Raw genomic sequence first — 17694 nt, 5'->3', positions numbered from 1 at the left:
TTAGGCGTCGCGATGGGCGAGATTGCGCGCGTGTCGCATGAGTTCCTGCGCAGGGGCGTCGGGTAGCCCTGCCCCCTCGATTGCGTCGAGCGCGAGCGAGAGCCGCTCGTCGATGAGAGCTTCGTGCTGGCTTCGAGCGCCCGTCTCGATGACGATGCTCCGTAGCGCCTCAACGATCTCACCCGGCATGGCGCGGTCGCCCAAGTGCTGCTCAATAAGATGCCGCTGATCCCCGTCGGCGAGTTGGCGAGTGATGGCAAGCAGTGGGGTCCGTTTACCTTCCCGCAGATCATCGCCGGCAGGCTTACCTGTGGCCTCGGGATTGCCGAACACGCCTAGATCATCGTCGCGCAGCTGGAAAGCCTCGCCGAGCGGCAGCCCGACGGCTTTCAGAGACTTGATGAGCGCATCACTTCCGCCACCAAGGGCTGCTCCGAGGGTTAGGGGATGTTCCACGGAATAGCGAGCAGACTTGTGTCGCACGACCTTCAGCGCTGCCGCCAGTGCCTCGTCGGAGGAGACCGATCGGAGCGGAAGCGTGGAATTTAGGGTGTCGAGGTACTGCCCGATCGCGACCTCGCTGGTCATCTCATTCCAAAGCCTGCGGCAACGCTCCTGAACGCGCTGCTCGTGTCCTTCGAATGCGCGTGCCGCAGCTTGGTCAGCAAGGACTATGAGCAGATCACCGAGGAGGATCGCGGCGTTCTTGCCAAAGACCCTCGGCGTCTCCAGCGCATCTGAGGGGGCGAGAGCCGAGAATTTCACGTGAGTTGATGGCTGGGATCTGCGGGTATCGGAGTCGTCAATGATGTCGTCGTGAACCAGCGCCGCCGCTTGGAACAGCTCAAGGGCAGCGCCGAGTTCAACCACGCTGTCAGTAATCTCCGAACCGGCACCAGCTGCTCGATAACCCGTCGCCATGAGGATTGCACGCATACGTTTGCCCCCCGAGGTCAACGCAAACGCGGGCGCTAGAAATCCAGAAACATCGGGGGACATTGGACCAAACTCATCCTCGGTCTGAGCGAGGATTTCATGGACGCGAACCGCGACATGCTCGCGGAAGGAATCGGAGAGGGCCATGCCGTCAAGGATACGGTGATTGCCGCAACTATACACAGGCGCGATTTAGGTCATGGGCAAAGCGGATCTGTTCCGTGGTTCCATGTCTAAGTCCTTGACGTCGCCTGAAGTAGAGCCATGGAAACTACACAGTTCACGGCTCTGTCCTCGGCCGAAAAGCGAGACCTCCTCATTTCAGCGTCATCGACGCTTCCCTACGCCCTCGGCTATTTTCCCGAGGACTCATTCATCGTTATCGGACTGAACTGCTCCCACGGCACCGACGTCCTCATCGGACCGGTTGCGCGTCTCGACCTGGACGACATCGCGCAGATGTGGCCGCGCGAGCTTGCCGATACCCTGCAACCGATCATGCGCTTTCCGCTTGCTGCGTGCCTCGTCGTGGTTACGACAGAGCACATCGCCCGCCTTAGCGATGCCATCGACGTGGCCTGCGCGGAAATTGACCGGAAACTTGCAGTCATCGGGACAGTTGTCATCGACGACACGGATGTTGTGGTGAACGATGACGAAGGGGGCCATTCCTCCATCTCTCGCACGATGTGGGAGTCGACTCCCGAAGTCATGCGCATGGTGGTGGAGGGGCGAACGACGCAGGATTCGCTGGACTCCTTCGCACTGCCTGAGCCCGAGGCGGCCGCGGTTTCGGATGGACCCGAAGCGGGCGAGTTTGAGCCCAGTCAGTTGCGGACATTCTGGAGCGCTATCGAGCAGGGCGTTGCTAGCCGCGAGATGCACGTTGCCCTCGCCTGCGCGATGCTCGACCGGGTCACACGCGATACCGTGATCGCCTCCCTGATCGAACGAGGTGACTCGGTTCCGAGCTTCGCCGGGTATAGCAAAGAGCGAATCAATGAGGCGTGTATCGCTGGACCACCTCGATCGACAAAGGACTTCCACCACGCCTATGGGGTCTTTGCTCGGCTGGCACACCACGTGCGCGGTCCCATCCACGCCGCCATGTGCGGTATCGCCGGATACCTGGCCTGGTACGCCGGCGATGGAGTGCGGGCGCGGATTCTCACCGATCAGTGCCTTGCCACCGATGCCAACTACAGTCTCGCGCTCCTGGTGCGCGCCGCACTGTCTGTCGGGATGCCGCCACCATGGAAGGTCGGGGAGCAGGAAGCTTTTCGGGCAGCATCGTGACTCGCCCTGTGGGTGTGGGTGACGGCCGACACAAAGCCTTGGTACCGTTGGTTCACAACCACATACCGGGCCGCTAGGAATCGAGTCGGGAGAGTCGGAAATCCGACGCCGTAGGAGCAAGCACCCCCGCACACTCTCAGGCACCAGCACCGTCACGATCAGGCCAATCTGGAAAGAAGGCACATGCCTCGCCGATGGTGTAAGCCGGCTCGTCCGGTGAATCTCTCAGGCACAGCGACAGAGGGGGAGAAATCCAAGGACGGAGATGCCCATGAGCCCTGATTCGAACCTGCTCACCACGCCGCTGCTATCGGCGCACGAGGACGCAGGCGCGCTCTTGATTGACTTTGCCGGATGGAATATGCCGGTGCGCTATACCTCTGATCGTCAGGAACACGAAGCTGTACGAACTGCCGTCGGCATGTTCGATCTGTCGCACATGGCGCAGATCATCATCTCCGGCGCACAGGCCGCCCAGGGCTTGAACCGCTGCTTTATATCGCCAATGGACAAGATGAGCGTTGGCCGAGCAAAGTACTCGATGCTGACGAATGACGAAGGCGGAATCGTCGACGATCTCATCGTCTACCGACTAGCTGACGATGAGTATCTCGTCGTCGCCAATGCCTCCAACCGTGAGGTCGTGGTGCGTGAAGTGACGAAGCGGTGCTCGGAGGTTGATCCCGACATCGACGTCGACGACCGTACTCGCGACCGCGCCATCATCGCTGTTCAGGGTCCGCACGCCGTCGAGGTCATGAAGGCCGCCGGATTCGCAGACGCTGTCGATATTCGCTACTACTCCATCACTCGTGCCGAGTTTGAGGGAGAAGAGGTCCTTGTCGCGCGCACGGGTTACACCGGCGAAGATGGCTTCGAGGTCTACCTTGCCGCAGACAAAGCGCGACGGCTGTGGGATGTCTTCCTTGAGGCGGGTGCGGACGCAGGCATCACACGCTGTGGCCTTGCCTGCCGCGACACCCTCCGCCTGGAAGCCGGTATGCCGCTGTACGGAAATGAGCTCTCGGCTGAACTTTCGCCCGCTGATGTTGGCATGGGGCGGATGGTCAAATTCGATCACGACTTTGTCGGCAGCCAGGCCCTTTCCGAGCGCGAAGCTCGCTACGCGCTGATTGGACTTCGCGGGGAAGGGCGCAGGGCAGCCCGCGCCGGATCAACGGTCTTGCATGACGGCAAGGAGGTCGGTGTGGTGACCTCCGGCGTGCTGTCACCCACGCTCGGATACCCCATCGCGCTCGCGCGAGTGACCCTTCCGGCGCCAGACGTCGGCAGCCAATTGGACATCGATGTGCGCGGTAAGACCCAGCCGATGACCGTTGTCGATACCCCCTTCTACTCCCGCCCCAAATAGCCACAAAACTAAGGAGAATCATGGCTTTCCCCACTGATCGTAAGTACAGCTCTGACCACGAGTGGATTGCCGAAGACGGCACGGTAGGCATCACCGATTTCGCGGCCGATGCCCTCGGCGACGTTGTGTACGTCGATCTGCCTGAGGTCGGCTCCGAAGTCACTGCAGGGGAAACCTGCGGTGAGATCGAGTCCACGAAGTCAGTTTCAGACCTCATCTCCCCGGTGACCGGCACCGTCGAAGAAGTCAACGACGATGTCGTTGATGCGCCGGAGACGGTGAACTCGGATCCGTTTGGGGCTGGTTGGCTGTTCAAGGTGAACGTCGAAGAAGAAGGCGAACTGCTCGACGCAGCCGGATACGAAGAGCTGACGGCAGGTGGCGGTCAGTGACCAGCTTCGCCACCCGTCACATTGGACCGACAGGGGAGGAGCAAGTCGATCTCTTAGCTGCTCTGGGCTATGGAGATCTTGAGGAGCTCATCAACGCCGCGGTTCCAAGCAACATTCTGTACGAGGATTTCTCCGATGGGATCCCCGATGCTGATTCTCCGGCAGGTGTGATCGCTCGGCTGCAGCGGTATGCGGACAAGAACATTGTCAACACCTCGCTGATCGGGCAGGGCTACTACAACACCCGCACACCAGCGGTAATCCAACGTAACGTGCTCGAAAATCCGGCGTGGTATACGGCTTACACGCCCTACCAGCCGGAGATCTCGCAAGGTCGCTTGGAAGCGCTCCTGAACTTCCAAACCGTCGTCGCCGAACTCACGGGAACCGACGTCGCTGGAGCGTCGATGCTGGATGAGGGAACCGCGGTTGCTGAGGCCATTGCGCTCGCCCGCCGAGCTTCGCGCAAGGGAAGCAAGGTCCTGATCGATTCGGACCTCTTTGCGACGACGCTCGATGTGGTCAAGACGCGAACCGAAGCGGCCGACGTTGAGGTGGAAATCTCTGATCTTCAACCTGGGACGGACCTGTATGACGTCTTCGCCGTCGTCATCCAGTACCCGGGAGCCTCGGGTCGAGTCCGCCCTGCAGAAGATGTGCGTGCCCTTGCTGAAGCTGCGCACGGTGCCGGCGCTCTAGTCATCATCGTGCAAGACCTCCTCGCTGCAACGGTGCTGCCCTCAGCAGGTTCATTGGGAGCCGACATTGCGGCAGGCACTACGCAGCGCTTTGGCGTACCCATGGGCTTTGGTGGTCCGCACGCGGGCTACCTTTCCGTGCGCGAAAAGCTGCAACGTCAGCTGCCCGGACGTCTCGTCGGCGTCTCAAAGGACGCCGATGGTACCCCCGCGTTCCGTCTCGCTCTGCAAACGCGAGAACAGCACATCCGGCGCGAAAAGGCGACCAGCAACATTTGCACGGCGCAGGTACTCCTCGCCGTCATGGCATCGATGTATGCCGTGTGGCACGGTCCTCGTGGCCTGCAGGCCATGGCAGAGGAAGTTCACGCGAAGGCGATCTCCCTGGCGCGCGGTCTCGCCGATCTCGGGATCACGATCGTTCACGGCGCGTTCTTTGACACGATCGAACTCGACCTGAAGGACCAGGCCGACGCAGCGCTCGAAGCCCTGTATGAAGCCGGCATCTTGGCTTATCAGGAAGATAACCGACTACGGTTGTCGACTGATGAGATGACAAGCGATGAGACGATCGACCTCATCGTCAAGACACTGGCCGAGTTCGGCACCGAGGGCGAGGCGCAGACGCCTGACTACACGCTTGGTGTAGAGAAGATCCGCGAGATCGACTACATGTCACATCCGGTCTTCAACTCCCATCACACCGAAACGCAGCTGATGCGTTATCTTCGTCGACTATCCGACAAGGACTACGCTCTCGACCGGGGGATGATCCCGCTCGGTTCGTGCACGATGAAGCTCAACTCCGCGGTTGAGATGGCAGCAATTACGTGGCCGAAGTTCGCTGGACTGCATCCGCTTTGCCCGGAATCTGACAGCATCGGATACCGCGAGATGATCGAAGAGCTCACCGGGTGGCTAAACGCCATCACCGGTTATGACTGCGGGAGCCTGCAGCCTAACTCGGGAGCTCAAGGTGAATTCGCGGGGCTGCTGGCAATTCGCGCCTACCACGATTCGCGCGGTGACACCGACCGCCGAATCTGCCTCATCCCATCCAGCGCCCACGGGACGAACGCTGCTTCGGCGGCACTCGCCGGCATGCAGGTCGTCGTTGTGGCGTGCGATGACAATGGCAACGTCGATGTCGAGGACCTCAAGGCAAAGTGCGAAAAGCACGCCGAGCGGCTCGGCGCGATCATGATCACCTACCCATCGACCCACGGGGTCTATGAGGCAGCAGTCGAAGAGATTTGCGCAATCGTGCATGAGCACGGCGGCCAGGTCTACATCGATGGCGCGAACCTCAATGCGTTGGTGGCGGTTGCGCGTCCCGGAAAGTTTGGGGGAGATGTCTCGCACCTGAACCTGCACAAGACGTTCGCGATCCCGCACGGCGGTGGCGGCCCCGGAGTAGGGCCGGTGCATGCTCGCGAGCATCTACGCCCGTTCCTGCCAGGGCATCGTGCCCTGCCAGATCGTAAAGAGGGGGCAGTGTCGTCGGCGCCTTACGGTTCCGCCTCGATCCTTCCCATCCCGTGGGCATACCTAGCCCTTCTGGGAGCCGATGGATTGCGTCAGGCAACGGCAACGGCTGTGGCTTCCGCCAATTACATCGCTAAGCGACTCGATCCGTACTTCCCCGTGCTGTACAAGGGCCAAAACGATCTTGTCGCTCACGAGTGCATCTTGGACCTGCGACCGCTGAAGAAGGAAACCGGTATCACGGTTGACGATGTCGCTAAGCGGCTCATGGACTACGGCTTCCACGCCCCGACGATGTCCTTCCCCGTGGCAGGAACACTCATGGTCGAACCGACAGAGTCGGAAGACAAGGGCGAGATCGATCGCTTCTGCGAAGCGATGATCCTGATCCACGAGGAGGCCATGCGGGTCAAGAGTGGCGAATGGCCAGCGGACGACAATCCGCTCGTCAACGCGCCGCACACTGCCCATTGCGCACTCGTCGGTGAATGGACTCACCCGTATTCGCGAGAAGTCGCGGTGTATGCGGGTGCGTACTCGGTATCGAACCGTGGCGAGGATGCGGTTGCACTGGCATCCGCGATTGCCAGCAAGTACTGGCCACCCGTCCGCCGCATCGATGGTGCATGGGGAGACCGGAACCTCACCTGTTCGTGTCCGCCGATTGAGGCGTACGAGCAAGACTAGGTCCCAGCCAGCGACGCGGCCATCTCGCACAGGTGATGGCCGCGTCGCTGCTTTCGCGAGCAGCGATAAATGCCGAAATCATGCGGGGAATGAGCCCTTGACAAGGCGGCTCTTAGTGCCTAAGGTCTATAATTGTAGGCGGCGGCGCGGAAAGTGCCGTCGCGTTTTTAATTCTCTGTATGGAAAGGCCCCTAGTGTCCTCCACTTCCTCAGCATCGGATACCAAGACCACTACAGCGAAGAAGAGTTCAACCTCAGCTGCCGCCAAGAAGACCTCAGCGAAGGCGCCAGCGAAGAAGACTACCGCCAAGCCAGCGACGAAGACCGCGGCGAAGAAGACTACCGCCAAGCCAGCGACGAAGACCGCGACTGCAAAGGCGCCCGCGAAGGATGCGGAAACGACCGCGAAGGCTCCCGCCAAGAAGGCTCCGGCGAAGAAGGCCCCGGCCAAGACCGCCGAAGCTGCTCCCAAGACCGCTGCCAAGAAGGCACCCGCGAAGAAGGCTCCCGCCAAGACTGCCGCGGCGAAAAAAACTGAGACAGCAGCCTCGAAGGCCACTGCCAAGAAGGCTCCGGCCAAGAAGGCTCCCGCCAAGACCACTGAGACGGCTGCCAAGAAGGCTCCGGCCAAGAAGGCTCCCGCCAAGACCACTGAGACGGCTGCCAAGAAGGCTCCGGCCAAGAAGGCTCCCGCCAAGACCACTGAGACGGCTGCGAAGACGGCTGCCAAGAAGGCTCCAGCGAAAAAGGCGCCGGCGAAGAAATCGACAGCGAAGACGACCGCTGCCGAAGAAGCCAAGGCGAAGGACCCGAAAGCGACCCTTAAGGACTCTGATCTTGACGAGGTCACCACGGACGACTCTGCGTTGACTCCCGATGAGGAGATCGACGAAGAAGAAATCGATCTGACTGATTCTGTTGAATCGGCGGAATCGGCGGACTCTGCTGATTCGGCAGAGGACGAAGAAGAAGCGGAAGAAGAGAACGAAGAAGAGGCTCCGGCCGAGAAGTCCGTTAGGACGAAGAAGGAAGACCGCGGTTTCGTTGTTTCCGATCGAGACGATGATGGCCCGGCTCAGCAGGTCGTTACTGCCGGCGCTACCGCCGACCCAGTCAAGGACTATCTCAAGCAGATTGGCAAGGTTGCGCTGCTGAACGCTGAGCAGGAAGTCGATCTTGCAAAGCGCATTGAAGCTGGCTTGTTTGCCGAAGACAAGCTGGAAAAAGAAGGCGACGCGATCGATCGAAAGTTCAAGCGTGAACTGATGTGGATCGCTGCTGATGGGAAGGATGCGAAGAACCACCTTCTCGAAGCAAACCTTCGACTCGTGGTTTCGCTTGCCAAGCGCTACACCGGACGCGGAATGCTCTTCCTTGATCTCATCCAGGAAGGCAACCTCGGTCTCATCCGTGCAGTTGAGAAATTTGACTACACGAAGGGCTACAAGTTCTCCACCTATGCCACGTGGTGGATCCGGCAGGCCATCACCCGGGCGATGGCGGACCAGGCTCGCACGATCCGCATCCCGGTCCACATGGTTGAGGTCATCAACAAGCTCGCCCGTGTCCAGCGCCAGATGCTCCAGGATCTTGGGCGCGAACCTACACCAGAAGAGCTTGCTCAGGAACTCGATATGACTCCCGAGAAGGTCGTCGAGGTTCAAAAGTATGGCCGCGAACCCATCTCCCTGCACACCCCGCTCGGCGAAGACGGTGACAGCGAGTTCGGTGACCTCATCGAGGACTCCGAGGCGATCGTGCCGGCGGATGCCGTCTCCTTCCTGATGCTCCAAGAACAGCTCCATGCAGTGCTCGATACGCTTTCGGAGCGTGAGGCCGGAGTGATCTCGATGCGCTTTGGACTCAACGATGGCCAGCCGAAGACGTTGGACGAAATTGGCAAGGTCTACGGTGTGACGCGTGAGCGGATCCGTCAGATCGAATCCAAGACGATGTCCAAACTTCGCCATCCCTCCCGCAGCCAAGTGCTGCGTGACTACTTGGACTAGGCACCAAAAAACTCGGGGCGAGCTCACGGCTCGCCCCGAGTTTTTTGCTTCGTAGGATTAGGGCGTTTCGGACAGCTTCGCCGTCTCGTCTCGCAGTACCACGCCGCGACCGCTCAGACTCTCCGAGTACAGCCGTGCGTGGTGACCACAAAAGTACAGCTCGCCCGTATCAAGGCCGTAGTGCACGTAAGCCTGCGCACCACAGGCGTCGCAACGGTCGGAAGCCGAAAGCGGTTCCAACTCTTTCGTGGGTGCAGTGGTCGTTTCCATGTCTCCATGCAATCACTGTTTGCCCGGAAGCGAGACTCTCATCCACAGATCTTCGCAATGGGCTGAACGAGGTACGTGAGACATGCCTGATTATCTAGCCGATAGCGCGCCATTGCCAGTAATGTCAGCGCTCTGAATTACGATGACCGATGTGTCCCAACGCTCCAGCTATACAGCCCGCCACCTCCAAGTCCTCGAAGGCCTGGAGGCAGTTCGCAAACGCCCCGGCATGTACATCGGCTCCACCGATTCTCGCGGGCTCATGCACTGCGTCTGGGAGATCATCGATAACGGCGTGGATGAGGCGATCGGGGGCTATGCCTCGACGATTGAAATCATCTTGCGTGATGACGATTCCGTCGAAGTTCGAGACGATGGCCGCGGAATCCCGGTTGATGAGGTCGCTGGCCTAGGGCTTTCCGGTGTAGAGGTCGTCTACACCAAGCTTCACGCCGGCGGTAAATTCGGCGGCGGATCCTACGCGGCATCCGGCGGTCTGCATGGCGTCGGCGCGAGCGTGGTCAATGCGCTCTCGGCGCGAGTCGATGTCGAAGTTGATCGTGGTGGCAAAACGCACGCGATGAGTTTCCGGCGAGGTGAACCAGGCGAATTCGTCGACACGGGAGAGCCGAACCCGGAAGCAACCTTCACCCCGTTTACCTCCTCATCGAGGCTGCGCAGCTTTGGGCGAATCGCCAAAAAGAAGACCGGTACCCGTGTTCGGTTCTGGCCTGACCGCCAGATCTTCCCCGAGTCGGAGCACTTCAACCTCACCACGATCACGGAGCGCGCGTGCCAGACGTCATTCCTGGTCCCAGGGCTGACCCTCATCGTTGAAGACCGCAGGGGCGAAGAGCCTGTCCGAGAGGAATTCCGCCACGATGGCGGAGTCGTGGACTTTGTCGACTATCTGTCGCACGATGCCGCGGTGACCAATACCTGGCGACTGCGAGAGACCCGCAAGTTCACCGAAACGGTGCAACAGCTTGATAAGAATGGTCGTCTCAAGCCCAAGGACGTGGAACGCAACTGCACGGTCGACATCGCGCTGCGGTGGGGTAGTGGCTTCGATACGCTCGTCCGCTCATTCGTCAACATCATCGCCACCCCCAAGGGCGGCACCCACATCCAGGGCTTCGAACAGGGACTAACCCGCACGATCCGCAAAGCAATCGACGCCAACGCGCGGCGGCTGAAGTACACGGCAAAAGATCCGAAGATCGAAAAGGATGACATCCTCGCGGGTCTGACGGCTGTCGTCACGGTTTCCCTTGAGGAACCGCAATTCGAGGGCCAAACCAAGGAGGTCCTGGGCACTCCGCAGGTACGCGCCATCGTCGCCGGTGTCGTCGATGAGCAATTGGGCGCGCTCCTTGCCTCAAATAAGCGCGACGCCAAGCTGCAATCCACGCAGCTGATGGAAAAGATCATTGGCGAAATGCGTGCTCGGGTATCGGCCCGGATGCACAAGGAGATTTCTCGTCGCAAGAACGCCCTTGAGTCAAGTGCCCTGCCAGCGAAGCTCGCGGACTGCCGAACCAAGAGCGTTGAGGACTCCGAGCTGTTCATCGTTGAGGGCGATTCGGCCCTCGGTACCGCCAAGCTAGCGCGCTCCTCGGAATTCCAAGCGCTCCTGCCAATCCGAGGCAAGATCTTGAATGTCCAGAAGGCGAGCCCAGCAGACATCCTGAAGAACGCAGAATGCTCGGCGATCATCCAGGTGATAGGTGCCGGATCGGGGCGCACATTCGACCTCGATGCGGCCCGCTACGGCAAGATCATCATCATGACCGACGCCGATGTCGACGGCGCGCATATCCGTACCCTGTTACTCACGCTCTTCTTCCGCTACATGCGACCGCTTGTGGAAGCCGGTCGCGTGTATGCCGCGGTGCCGCCGCTGTTCCGGCTCGACATCAATGCCAAGGGCCGGCGCAAGCGCGAAGTGAAATACATCTACTCCGATGCAGAGCTCCATCGCACGCTGGCGCAACTTGAGAAGCAAGGACGGACCTACAAGGAGCCGATCCAGCGGTACAAGGGCTTAGGCGAAATGGACGCCGACCAGCTGTCAGAAACGACGATGGATCCGGCCCACCGGACCCTGCGGCGAATCTCGATGGCAGACGAGGACGCGCTGCTCACTGCCGAGCGGATCTTTGAGCTCCTCATGGGGTCGGATGTCGCCCCGCGCAAGGAGTTCATTGTGGCGGGTGCGGATCAGGTTTCGCAGGAGCAGATCGACGCATAGCGATATGCTGAGGCACATTACCGTTAGTTGTTGAAGGGAGGATGGCGCGTGGGCGATTACGGCCACAACCCGAAACTGAGCCGCTCGCATCACTATCACGAACCCCCAGACCGGGCCACATTCGGGTTACGCAGCAAGTTTCAGCAGCTGACAGAGGCGCGGCGCGCCAAGCGCAGTCCTGCCAGCAGTTCGGTGCCTGACCTCCAGGGCGTGGGAAACCTCCTGTGGCGCCCGCTTCGAGCCGATGACCATTCTCGGTTGATGCAGCTCGTCTCCGATGTTGAGGACGTCGAAAACCCGCCATTTCGCACCACGAGCGGTGAGCTCAGCGAACTGTTTGCGCCCGGTTATACGACCAACTCCGTCGGCGGATTCCACGGCAATGATCTCCTCGCGTACGGCTTTGTTCGGATTCCCGACTTTGATGCGCCCTTTGAAGTAGCGACACTGTCGGGCACCATCCATCCCAATGCGCGCGACGCCGAGATCGCCACCAAGCTGCTGTCCTGGCAAGTGGCGGCCGCACGGAGCCTTGTCAGTGAACGCGCTCGGGGCGTGCCGGCATACGTTCAAATCCACGTCGACGAATCCGAATCTGGTTCGCACGAGCTCCTCAGCGGCCACGGTTTCGTCGCTCACGGCGTGGTGACCCAGATGCGACGGCAGCTGGACGATGACCTGCCGAAGATCGAGGTCCCCTCGCACGTACGTATCGAGCCCTGGACCGAAGAGCTTCACGATGCTGTCAAGCAGGTTCACGACCTCGCCTTTGAGCAGGCGGGCGAAGACATGGCCGTGAGCCAGAAGGAATGGACCCGCGCACGCGAACGGTTCGTGCCGGAATGGTCCTACGTCGCGGTTGACCGCTCCACCGACCGGGCGCGAATCGCCGGGTACGTGCTCGCAGCAAAGTGGGAAGAGGACTGGACGGCTCTCGGCTGGTCCGAAGGCTACATCGAAGCGATCGGGGTCCTCGAGGAGTGGCGCAGCCAGGGCGTCGCAAAATCGCTGCTCGTGAAATCGATGAAGGCGATGCGTCGCGACGGCATGGAATACGCCGGACTCGACGCGGATAACCAAAACCCGACGGGCGCCCAGCAGGTCTTTGCGACCCTCGGCTTTGAGCCGACCCACACGACGACGCAGTACGTCGTCGAGCTTTAGCCGATTCCTGCGATCGCGCCCGCCGCGGGCACGCCCGAACCGTCGCGACGTTCGTCGAGCTCCGGCAATTCCAGCGCCTGGCCAGCACTGCCGACTGCGCGAGGATCTAACCCAACCCACGCGCGCACCAGTCCGTCGTGACCGCTGCGGATGCGATGGGCGCGAACGCCCATGGTCGCCCGTCCCTTGCCGGGATAGCGATCGAGCGGGGTGACCTTGACGAACTGGTCGGCCATTGGATGTTCGAAACTGCCCGCGACGGTGACAACGCTTGCGGCCGCGATCTCCGCATCGGAGACGACCGCGAGGGCTATGGCGTGAGCACCCTCGGCGAGTTTGATGCCCGCCATGCCGCCGGCGCCGCGGCCCTGGGGACGAACGGCATCGGCAGCAAAATGCAGGAGCTGGGCGTCGCTCGTAACCAGGATGAGGCGATCATCCTCGGCGTAGGTGCGTCCCGTGCCGATGACGCGATCGCCGTCGGCAAGGTTCACGATGTCAAAGGCATCGGCGTTCTTCGGGAAGTCCTTGGTCGCCAGGCGTTTGATCTTGCCGTCTCGGGTGGCAAGGACGTTGATCGCGGAATCGTCGGCGACGTCGATAAGCCCCACGATCGACTCACCCGCCGGGATGCTCACGAGCTCTCCTGCCGGCACACCGCCTGCGAGCGAGGGGGCGGAGCCGGTGACCGCGAGAGCAGGAATATCGAGGACGTTGATGCGCTGGACCTGTCCCGAGGACAGGACAACGCCGACCTCCCCATGCGAGCGGGCGCGCACCGTCGCCACCAGAGCATCGTGAGCGCCGCGCGCTCCCGAACGCGAGATGGCGGGGGCGTCGTCTTCCAGTGGCAGCTGGTCATCGGCAGCAGCGAGGCCCGCATCGGGCGCGTCGAGGCGGGCGAGCAGGCCGGTCGTTGACAACATGATCGTGGCCGGTACATCGGGCACTTGCAGGGGCACGGCCGGGTCGGCGGCGGTGCGTGGCGTGCCGGCCGATTCCAGTAGGACGGTTCGGCGCGGCGTGCCATGTTCGATTGCGATGCGAGCGAGCTCGTCGGAGACCACCTCCCGCAGCCGCTGATCGGAGCCGAGGATTTCTTCCAGCTCCGCGATCTCGCGCGCGAGCTCTTCGGCCTGTCCTTGCAGCTCAATGCGCGAGAACTTTGTGAGGCGGCGCAGGCGCAGCTCGAGGATGTACTCGGCCTGCGGTTGGGACAGGTCAAAGACCATCATGAGGCGGGAGCGCGCTTCATCCGCCGTCTCCGAGGACCGAATGACCTGGATGACCTCGTCGATATCGGCGATCGCGATGAGCAGGCCCTCGATGAGGTGGAGCCGCTCTTGGCGCTGGTTGAGCCGGTATTGCGAGCGGCGACGCACGACGTCGATGCGGTGATCGACGTAGACCTGCAGGAGCTCCTTCAGGCCCAGGGTTTGGGGGCGACCGTCAACGAGCGCCACGTTGTTCATGCCGAAGGACTCTTCCAGCGGGGTCGCGCGATAGAGCTTTTCGAGCACGGCCTCGGGGTTAAAGGCATTCTTGACCTCGATGACGAGCCGAAGCCCGTGGTGCCGGTCGGTCAGGTCGGTGACCGCGGAAATGCCGGTGATGCGCTTTTTGTCGACGGCGTCCTTGATCCGCTCGATGACGCGCTCGGGGCCGACGAGGTAGGGCAACTCGGTGACGACGATCCCCTTCTTGCGGGGCGTGACGTTCTCGATCCGCGCGGTCGCGCGCGTGCGGAAGGAACCGCGACCGGTGGCATAGGCCTCGCGGATGCCGTCGAGGCCAACGATCTTGCCGCCACCGGGCAGGTCGGGGCCCGGCACGAAGTTCATGAGGTCATCCAAACTCGCGTCCGGATGCTCAATCAGGTGGCGCGCGGCGGCGATGACTTCGCCCAGGTTGTGGGGGGCCATATTCGTCGCCATGCCGACGGCGATGCCGGATGCGCCGTTGACCAAGAGGTTCGGGATCGCCGCGGGTAGCACGGCGGGCTGGGTGTACTGGTTGTCATAGTTCGGGACGAAGTCGACCGTATCCTCGCCAAGCGAATCGGTCATGGCGAGTGCTGCGGCGGCGAGCCGAGCTTCGGTATAGCGCGGGGCGGCCGGACCGTCGTCGAGGGAACCGAAGTTGCCGTGGCCATCGACGAGCGGCAGCCGCAGCGAGAAGTCCTGCGCCATGCGCACGAGCGCGTCGTAGATCGCGGTATCAGAGTGGGGGTGGAGCTTACCCATGACCTCGCCGACGACGCGCGAGGACTTGACGTGGCCCTTATCGGGGCGCAGCCCCAGCTGGTCCATTTGATAAAGAATGCGGCGTTGGACCGGTTTCAGGCCGTCGCGGGCATCGGGCAGGGCGCGCGCGTAGATGACCGAGTAGGCGTATTCGAGGAAGGAGGACTCCATCTCCGCCGAGACGTCGATATCCACGATCTGTTGCGCGCTGGTGGGCTCCTTGGAGCGGTTAGGCATGTCGTGATTATCCGTGATTTCGCGCCAAACTCTAGGGTGCAACACGGCAAAGCGGTCAATTGGAGGCGTTAGTCTGGGCACATGGAGGCAACACACCCCTATCCGGCCCAGTGGGAAGCCGATGTGGTGCTGCGCGATGGCGCGACGATGCACATCCGCCCCGTCCGGCCCGAGGATGACGCCGCGTTTCGCGCCCTGCACGCCGGACAGTCGGAGTCCTCGATCTACTACCGGTTCTTTGCGCCGCGCTCGCATCTGTCCGATAAGGACGTCAGGGATTTCCTGAACGTCGACCAGCATCGCGATGTTTCCCTCGCGCTGTTCGAAGGCAGTGGGAAAGACGCGGTCATGACAGGGATCGGGGGCTTTAATACGACGCGCGATGGCGTGGCGGAAGTAGCGTTCTACGTCGCTGACTCGCAACACGGCAGGGGATTGGGCTCGGTGCTGTTCGATCACCTGGCGGCGGCGGCCCGGGAGCTGGGGATCCACGAGTTCGAAGCCTTCGTCATGCCGCAAAACCGCAAGATGATTAACGTATTTAAGGATGCGGGCTATCGCCTGCACACCTCGCTCGACGATGGCGTCATCGAGATTCGGATCGATTTGCGCTCCACAACAGAAGCGTGGCGCGTCATGATGCAACGCGAACAACACTCCGAGGCGCTGGCGATGCAAGCGCTCATGGCGCCGGGCGCCTACGTGCTGCTCGACGATGAACGCGCGGTCCTCGCGCCGCTGGCGGCACGACTCTTAGAATCCGGCGCGGACCTCGTGCGGGCGAGCGAGGCGGACCTTGCTGGCCGGCTTGCCCTCATCTCGACCCCCACGCCACAGCTGGCTGATGTGCTCGATGACCTGGGTGAGCGCGGCGTGCGAGCGGCGATCGTCTACTCGGGACACCACACCGTCGATGCGGAAACATCGCTGCGGATCCTGCGCGCCGCCAGGGGAGCGGGCATGCGCCTGCTCGGGCCGGCCTCCCACGGCATCGTGACGATCGACGGCACGGACCTGACCATCGAGGCAGGGGTGCCAACGGGCGGCAACGTCGACCTGTTCGTCCAGAGCGCGGAGGCGGCCGTTCAGTTGCTGACGGGGATTCGGACCTCCGGGCTCGCGCTGCGCACGATGGTTGCTGCCGGGCACCGCCTCGATATTTCCGGCAATGACACGATGCAGTACTGGGCCGCGAACCCGAGCGAGGGCCCGGCGCTCATCTGCCTCGATACGGTCGGAAACGCGCGGAAATTCGCGCGTATCGCGCGCCACCTCGCTACCGGGCGCCCCGTGTTCGCGCTCATCACCGCGGGCGTGGGCTCCGATACGCTGCCCGGCCATCTCGTCTCGACCTCGAGCGAAGGCCCGCGCGTGCTGCACCACATCCTGTGGCAATCCGGCGTCGTCGCGAGCCGCTCACCGCGCGAGATCCTGGACCTGACGCGGGTCGCGGCGCAGCAGGGAGTGCCGGCAGGCACCCGGCTCGGGATCATCACCTCCTCCGAAGCGCTGGCGACTGCACTCACCGCCGCCGCGCGCCGACACGAGCTTCAGGTGGCGGCTCGGCTCGACATCGACCTGGAAGGTCTCGAGCCCTTTGCTGCTCAGGCCGAAGCCCTGCAGCGAGAGTGCGATGCCGTCATCGTCGCGCTGACCGCCGTCAACGAAACGCAGACGCGGGCCCTTGCCGATGCACGCGATGAACTGCTCGGCATCGAACGTCTCGTGCCGTGGGTCGCGGTCGTCGGGGGTACCAGGGAGGATCGGATTCCGACGCCGACCGGGCCGCTGCCGCACTTTGGTGACACGGAAACGGCGCTGTCGGTGCTGGCTCGGTTATCGCACGCTGAACAACGCCGCAGCGAACTCGCAGACGCGCAGCTCGTCGCCTTTGACGATCTCAAGCTATCCGAGGCACACGCCCTCGTGGAGGCCGCGGCCGGAGAAGAGGACGCGGCTTTGAGCGAGGAGCAGAGCGCGGACCTGCTGGCCTGCTATGGCATCGACCTACTGCCAGCTATAGAAGCGAGCACCGAGGAGGAATCGCTCGCGGCCGCGGAGAAACTCGGATACCCGGTCGTCTTGAAATCCGGCCGCAGTGCGCTGCGGCATCGCGCGGATCTCGGGGGCGTGGCACTCGATCTTGGCGATCCCGAAGCGGTGCGAGCTGCGGCTCGGCGTTTCCTTGCGCGCGGAGAAGAGCGGTGGGACGTGCAGTCGATGGCGCCCGCCGGCGCGGCGTGCGTCGTCTCCGCCTGGGAAGACCCACTCTATGGCCCGGTCATCTCCTTTGCGCTCGCCGGCGATGCGGAAGAGATCTTGCAGGACATCTCCTACCGCATCGCGCCGTTAACCGAGGCCGACTCGCACCAGATCATTGAGGAGGTCGCGGCCGCCGTGCGGCTAAAGGGCTACCGGGGATTGCCGCCGCTGGATATCGATGCCCTGGCAGAGCTCATCGCGCGGTTGTCACTGCTCAAGGATGACCTGGCGGATGTCGCGCGGATCCGGCTGCATCCGGTCATCGTGGGGGAAAATGGGGTGCACGTCGCGGGCGCATCCGTGACGGTTCGAGACGCCCACCGCAGCGATGATGCCCGGCGCGCACTTCGTAGCCCGACGGCGTGAAAGTCGGCGGTCAGTGCCACAATGGG

At 62.2% G+C, this 17694-nt stretch carries 11 protein-coding genes and 1 riboswitch; of the genes, 8 read left to right on the top strand and 3 right to left on the bottom strand.

The genetic code is table 11. From position 1 onward, the window contains the following. Positions 1-1083, bottom strand: coding sequence for a polyprenyl synthetase family protein (locus tag MUN85_RS07100; RefSeq protein WP_250506038.1), 1083 nt, complete (start codon positions 1081-1083; stop codon positions 1-3). 117 nt (positions 1084-1200) lie between these two features. Here MUN85_RS07100 and MUN85_RS07095 point away from each other — a divergent pair, with 117 nt between their 5' ends. The 5 genes from MUN85_RS07095 to MUN85_RS07075 all read left to right on the top strand — a co-directional run bounded on the left by MUN85_RS07095 (position 1201) and on the right by MUN85_RS07075 (position 8875). Beyond that, entirely contained in the window at positions 1201-2232 is a 1032-nt protein-coding gene (locus tag MUN85_RS07095; RefSeq protein WP_250506037.1) for a DUF4192 family protein, read from the top strand. A 158-nt stretch (positions 2233-2390) separates the two neighbouring features. Further along, positions 2391-2483, top strand: a riboswitch (glycine riboswitch). Between the two features lie 20 nt (positions 2484-2503). Continuing rightward, the gene (gene gcvT / locus MUN85_RS07090; protein ID WP_250506036.1) at positions 2504-3604 is read left to right on the top strand and encodes a glycine cleavage system aminomethyltransferase GcvT; all 1101 of its coding nucleotides are present in this window, start codon (positions 2504-2506) and stop codon (positions 3602-3604) included. A gap of 20 nt (positions 3605-3624) precedes the next feature. Continuing rightward, complete coding sequence (gcvH, locus tag MUN85_RS07085) at positions 3625-3996, top strand: glycine cleavage system protein GcvH (protein ID WP_092561447.1); 372 nt, start codon at positions 3625-3627, stop codon at positions 3994-3996. Continuing rightward, positions 3993-6866 (top strand): aminomethyl-transferring glycine dehydrogenase, encoded by a 2874-nt coding sequence (gene gcvP, locus MUN85_RS07080; RefSeq protein ID WP_250506035.1) that lies wholly within the window; start codon positions 3993-3995, stop codon positions 6864-6866. Before gcvH ends, gcvP begins: the two co-directional genes overlap by 4 nt. Before the next feature lie 194 nt (positions 6867-7060). Beyond that, positions 7061-8875, top strand: coding sequence for an RNA polymerase sigma factor (locus tag MUN85_RS07075; RefSeq protein ID WP_250506034.1), 1815 nt, complete (start codon positions 7061-7063; stop codon positions 8873-8875). A 57-nt stretch (positions 8876-8932) separates the two neighbouring features. Here the strand turns inward: MUN85_RS07075 and MUN85_RS07070 are convergent, their stop codons facing one another. After that, the gene (locus MUN85_RS07070; protein ID WP_092561453.1) at positions 8933-9145 is read right to left on the bottom strand and encodes a DUF7455 domain-containing protein; all 213 of its coding nucleotides are present in this window, start codon (positions 9143-9145) and stop codon (positions 8933-8935) included. A gap of 142 nt (positions 9146-9287) precedes the next feature. On the opposite strand from MUN85_RS07070, the gene MUN85_RS07065 reads away from it, so the two are divergent. After that, on the top strand, positions 9288-11396 hold the full coding sequence (locus MUN85_RS07065) for a DNA gyrase/topoisomerase IV subunit B (protein ID WP_250506033.1): 2109 nt from the start codon (positions 9288-9290) through the stop codon (positions 11394-11396). 192 nt (positions 11397-11588) lie between these two features. Further along, positions 11589-12560 carry a GNAT family N-acetyltransferase gene (locus MUN85_RS12920; protein ID WP_250506032.1) on the top strand — a complete coding sequence of 324 codons (972 nt, stop codon included), beginning with the start codon at positions 11589-11591 and terminating at the stop codon, positions 12558-12560. Here the strand turns inward: MUN85_RS12920 and MUN85_RS07055 are convergent. After that, the gene (locus MUN85_RS07055; protein WP_250506031.1) at positions 12557-15040 is read right to left on the bottom strand and encodes a DNA gyrase/topoisomerase IV subunit A; all 2484 of its coding nucleotides are present in this window, start codon (positions 15038-15040) and stop codon (positions 12557-12559) included. The genes MUN85_RS12920 and MUN85_RS07055 overlap by 4 nt on opposite strands. An 81-nt stretch (positions 15041-15121) precedes the next feature. Between MUN85_RS07055 and MUN85_RS07050 the strand changes: the two genes are divergently transcribed. Next, positions 15122-17668, top strand: coding sequence for a GNAT family N-acetyltransferase (locus MUN85_RS07050; protein WP_250506030.1), 2547 nt, complete (start codon positions 15122-15124; stop codon positions 17666-17668). Positions 17669-17694 lie beyond the last annotated feature (26 nt).

Origin of the sequence: Bowdeniella massiliensis, assembly GCF_023634005.1 — a bacterium.
Lineage (GTDB): Bacteria > Actinomycetota > Actinomycetes > Actinomycetales > Actinomycetaceae > Bowdeniella > Bowdeniella massiliensis.
The sequence above is the reverse complement of the archived record's forward strand: the minus strand, read 5'-3'. Positions and strand labels throughout refer to the sequence as shown.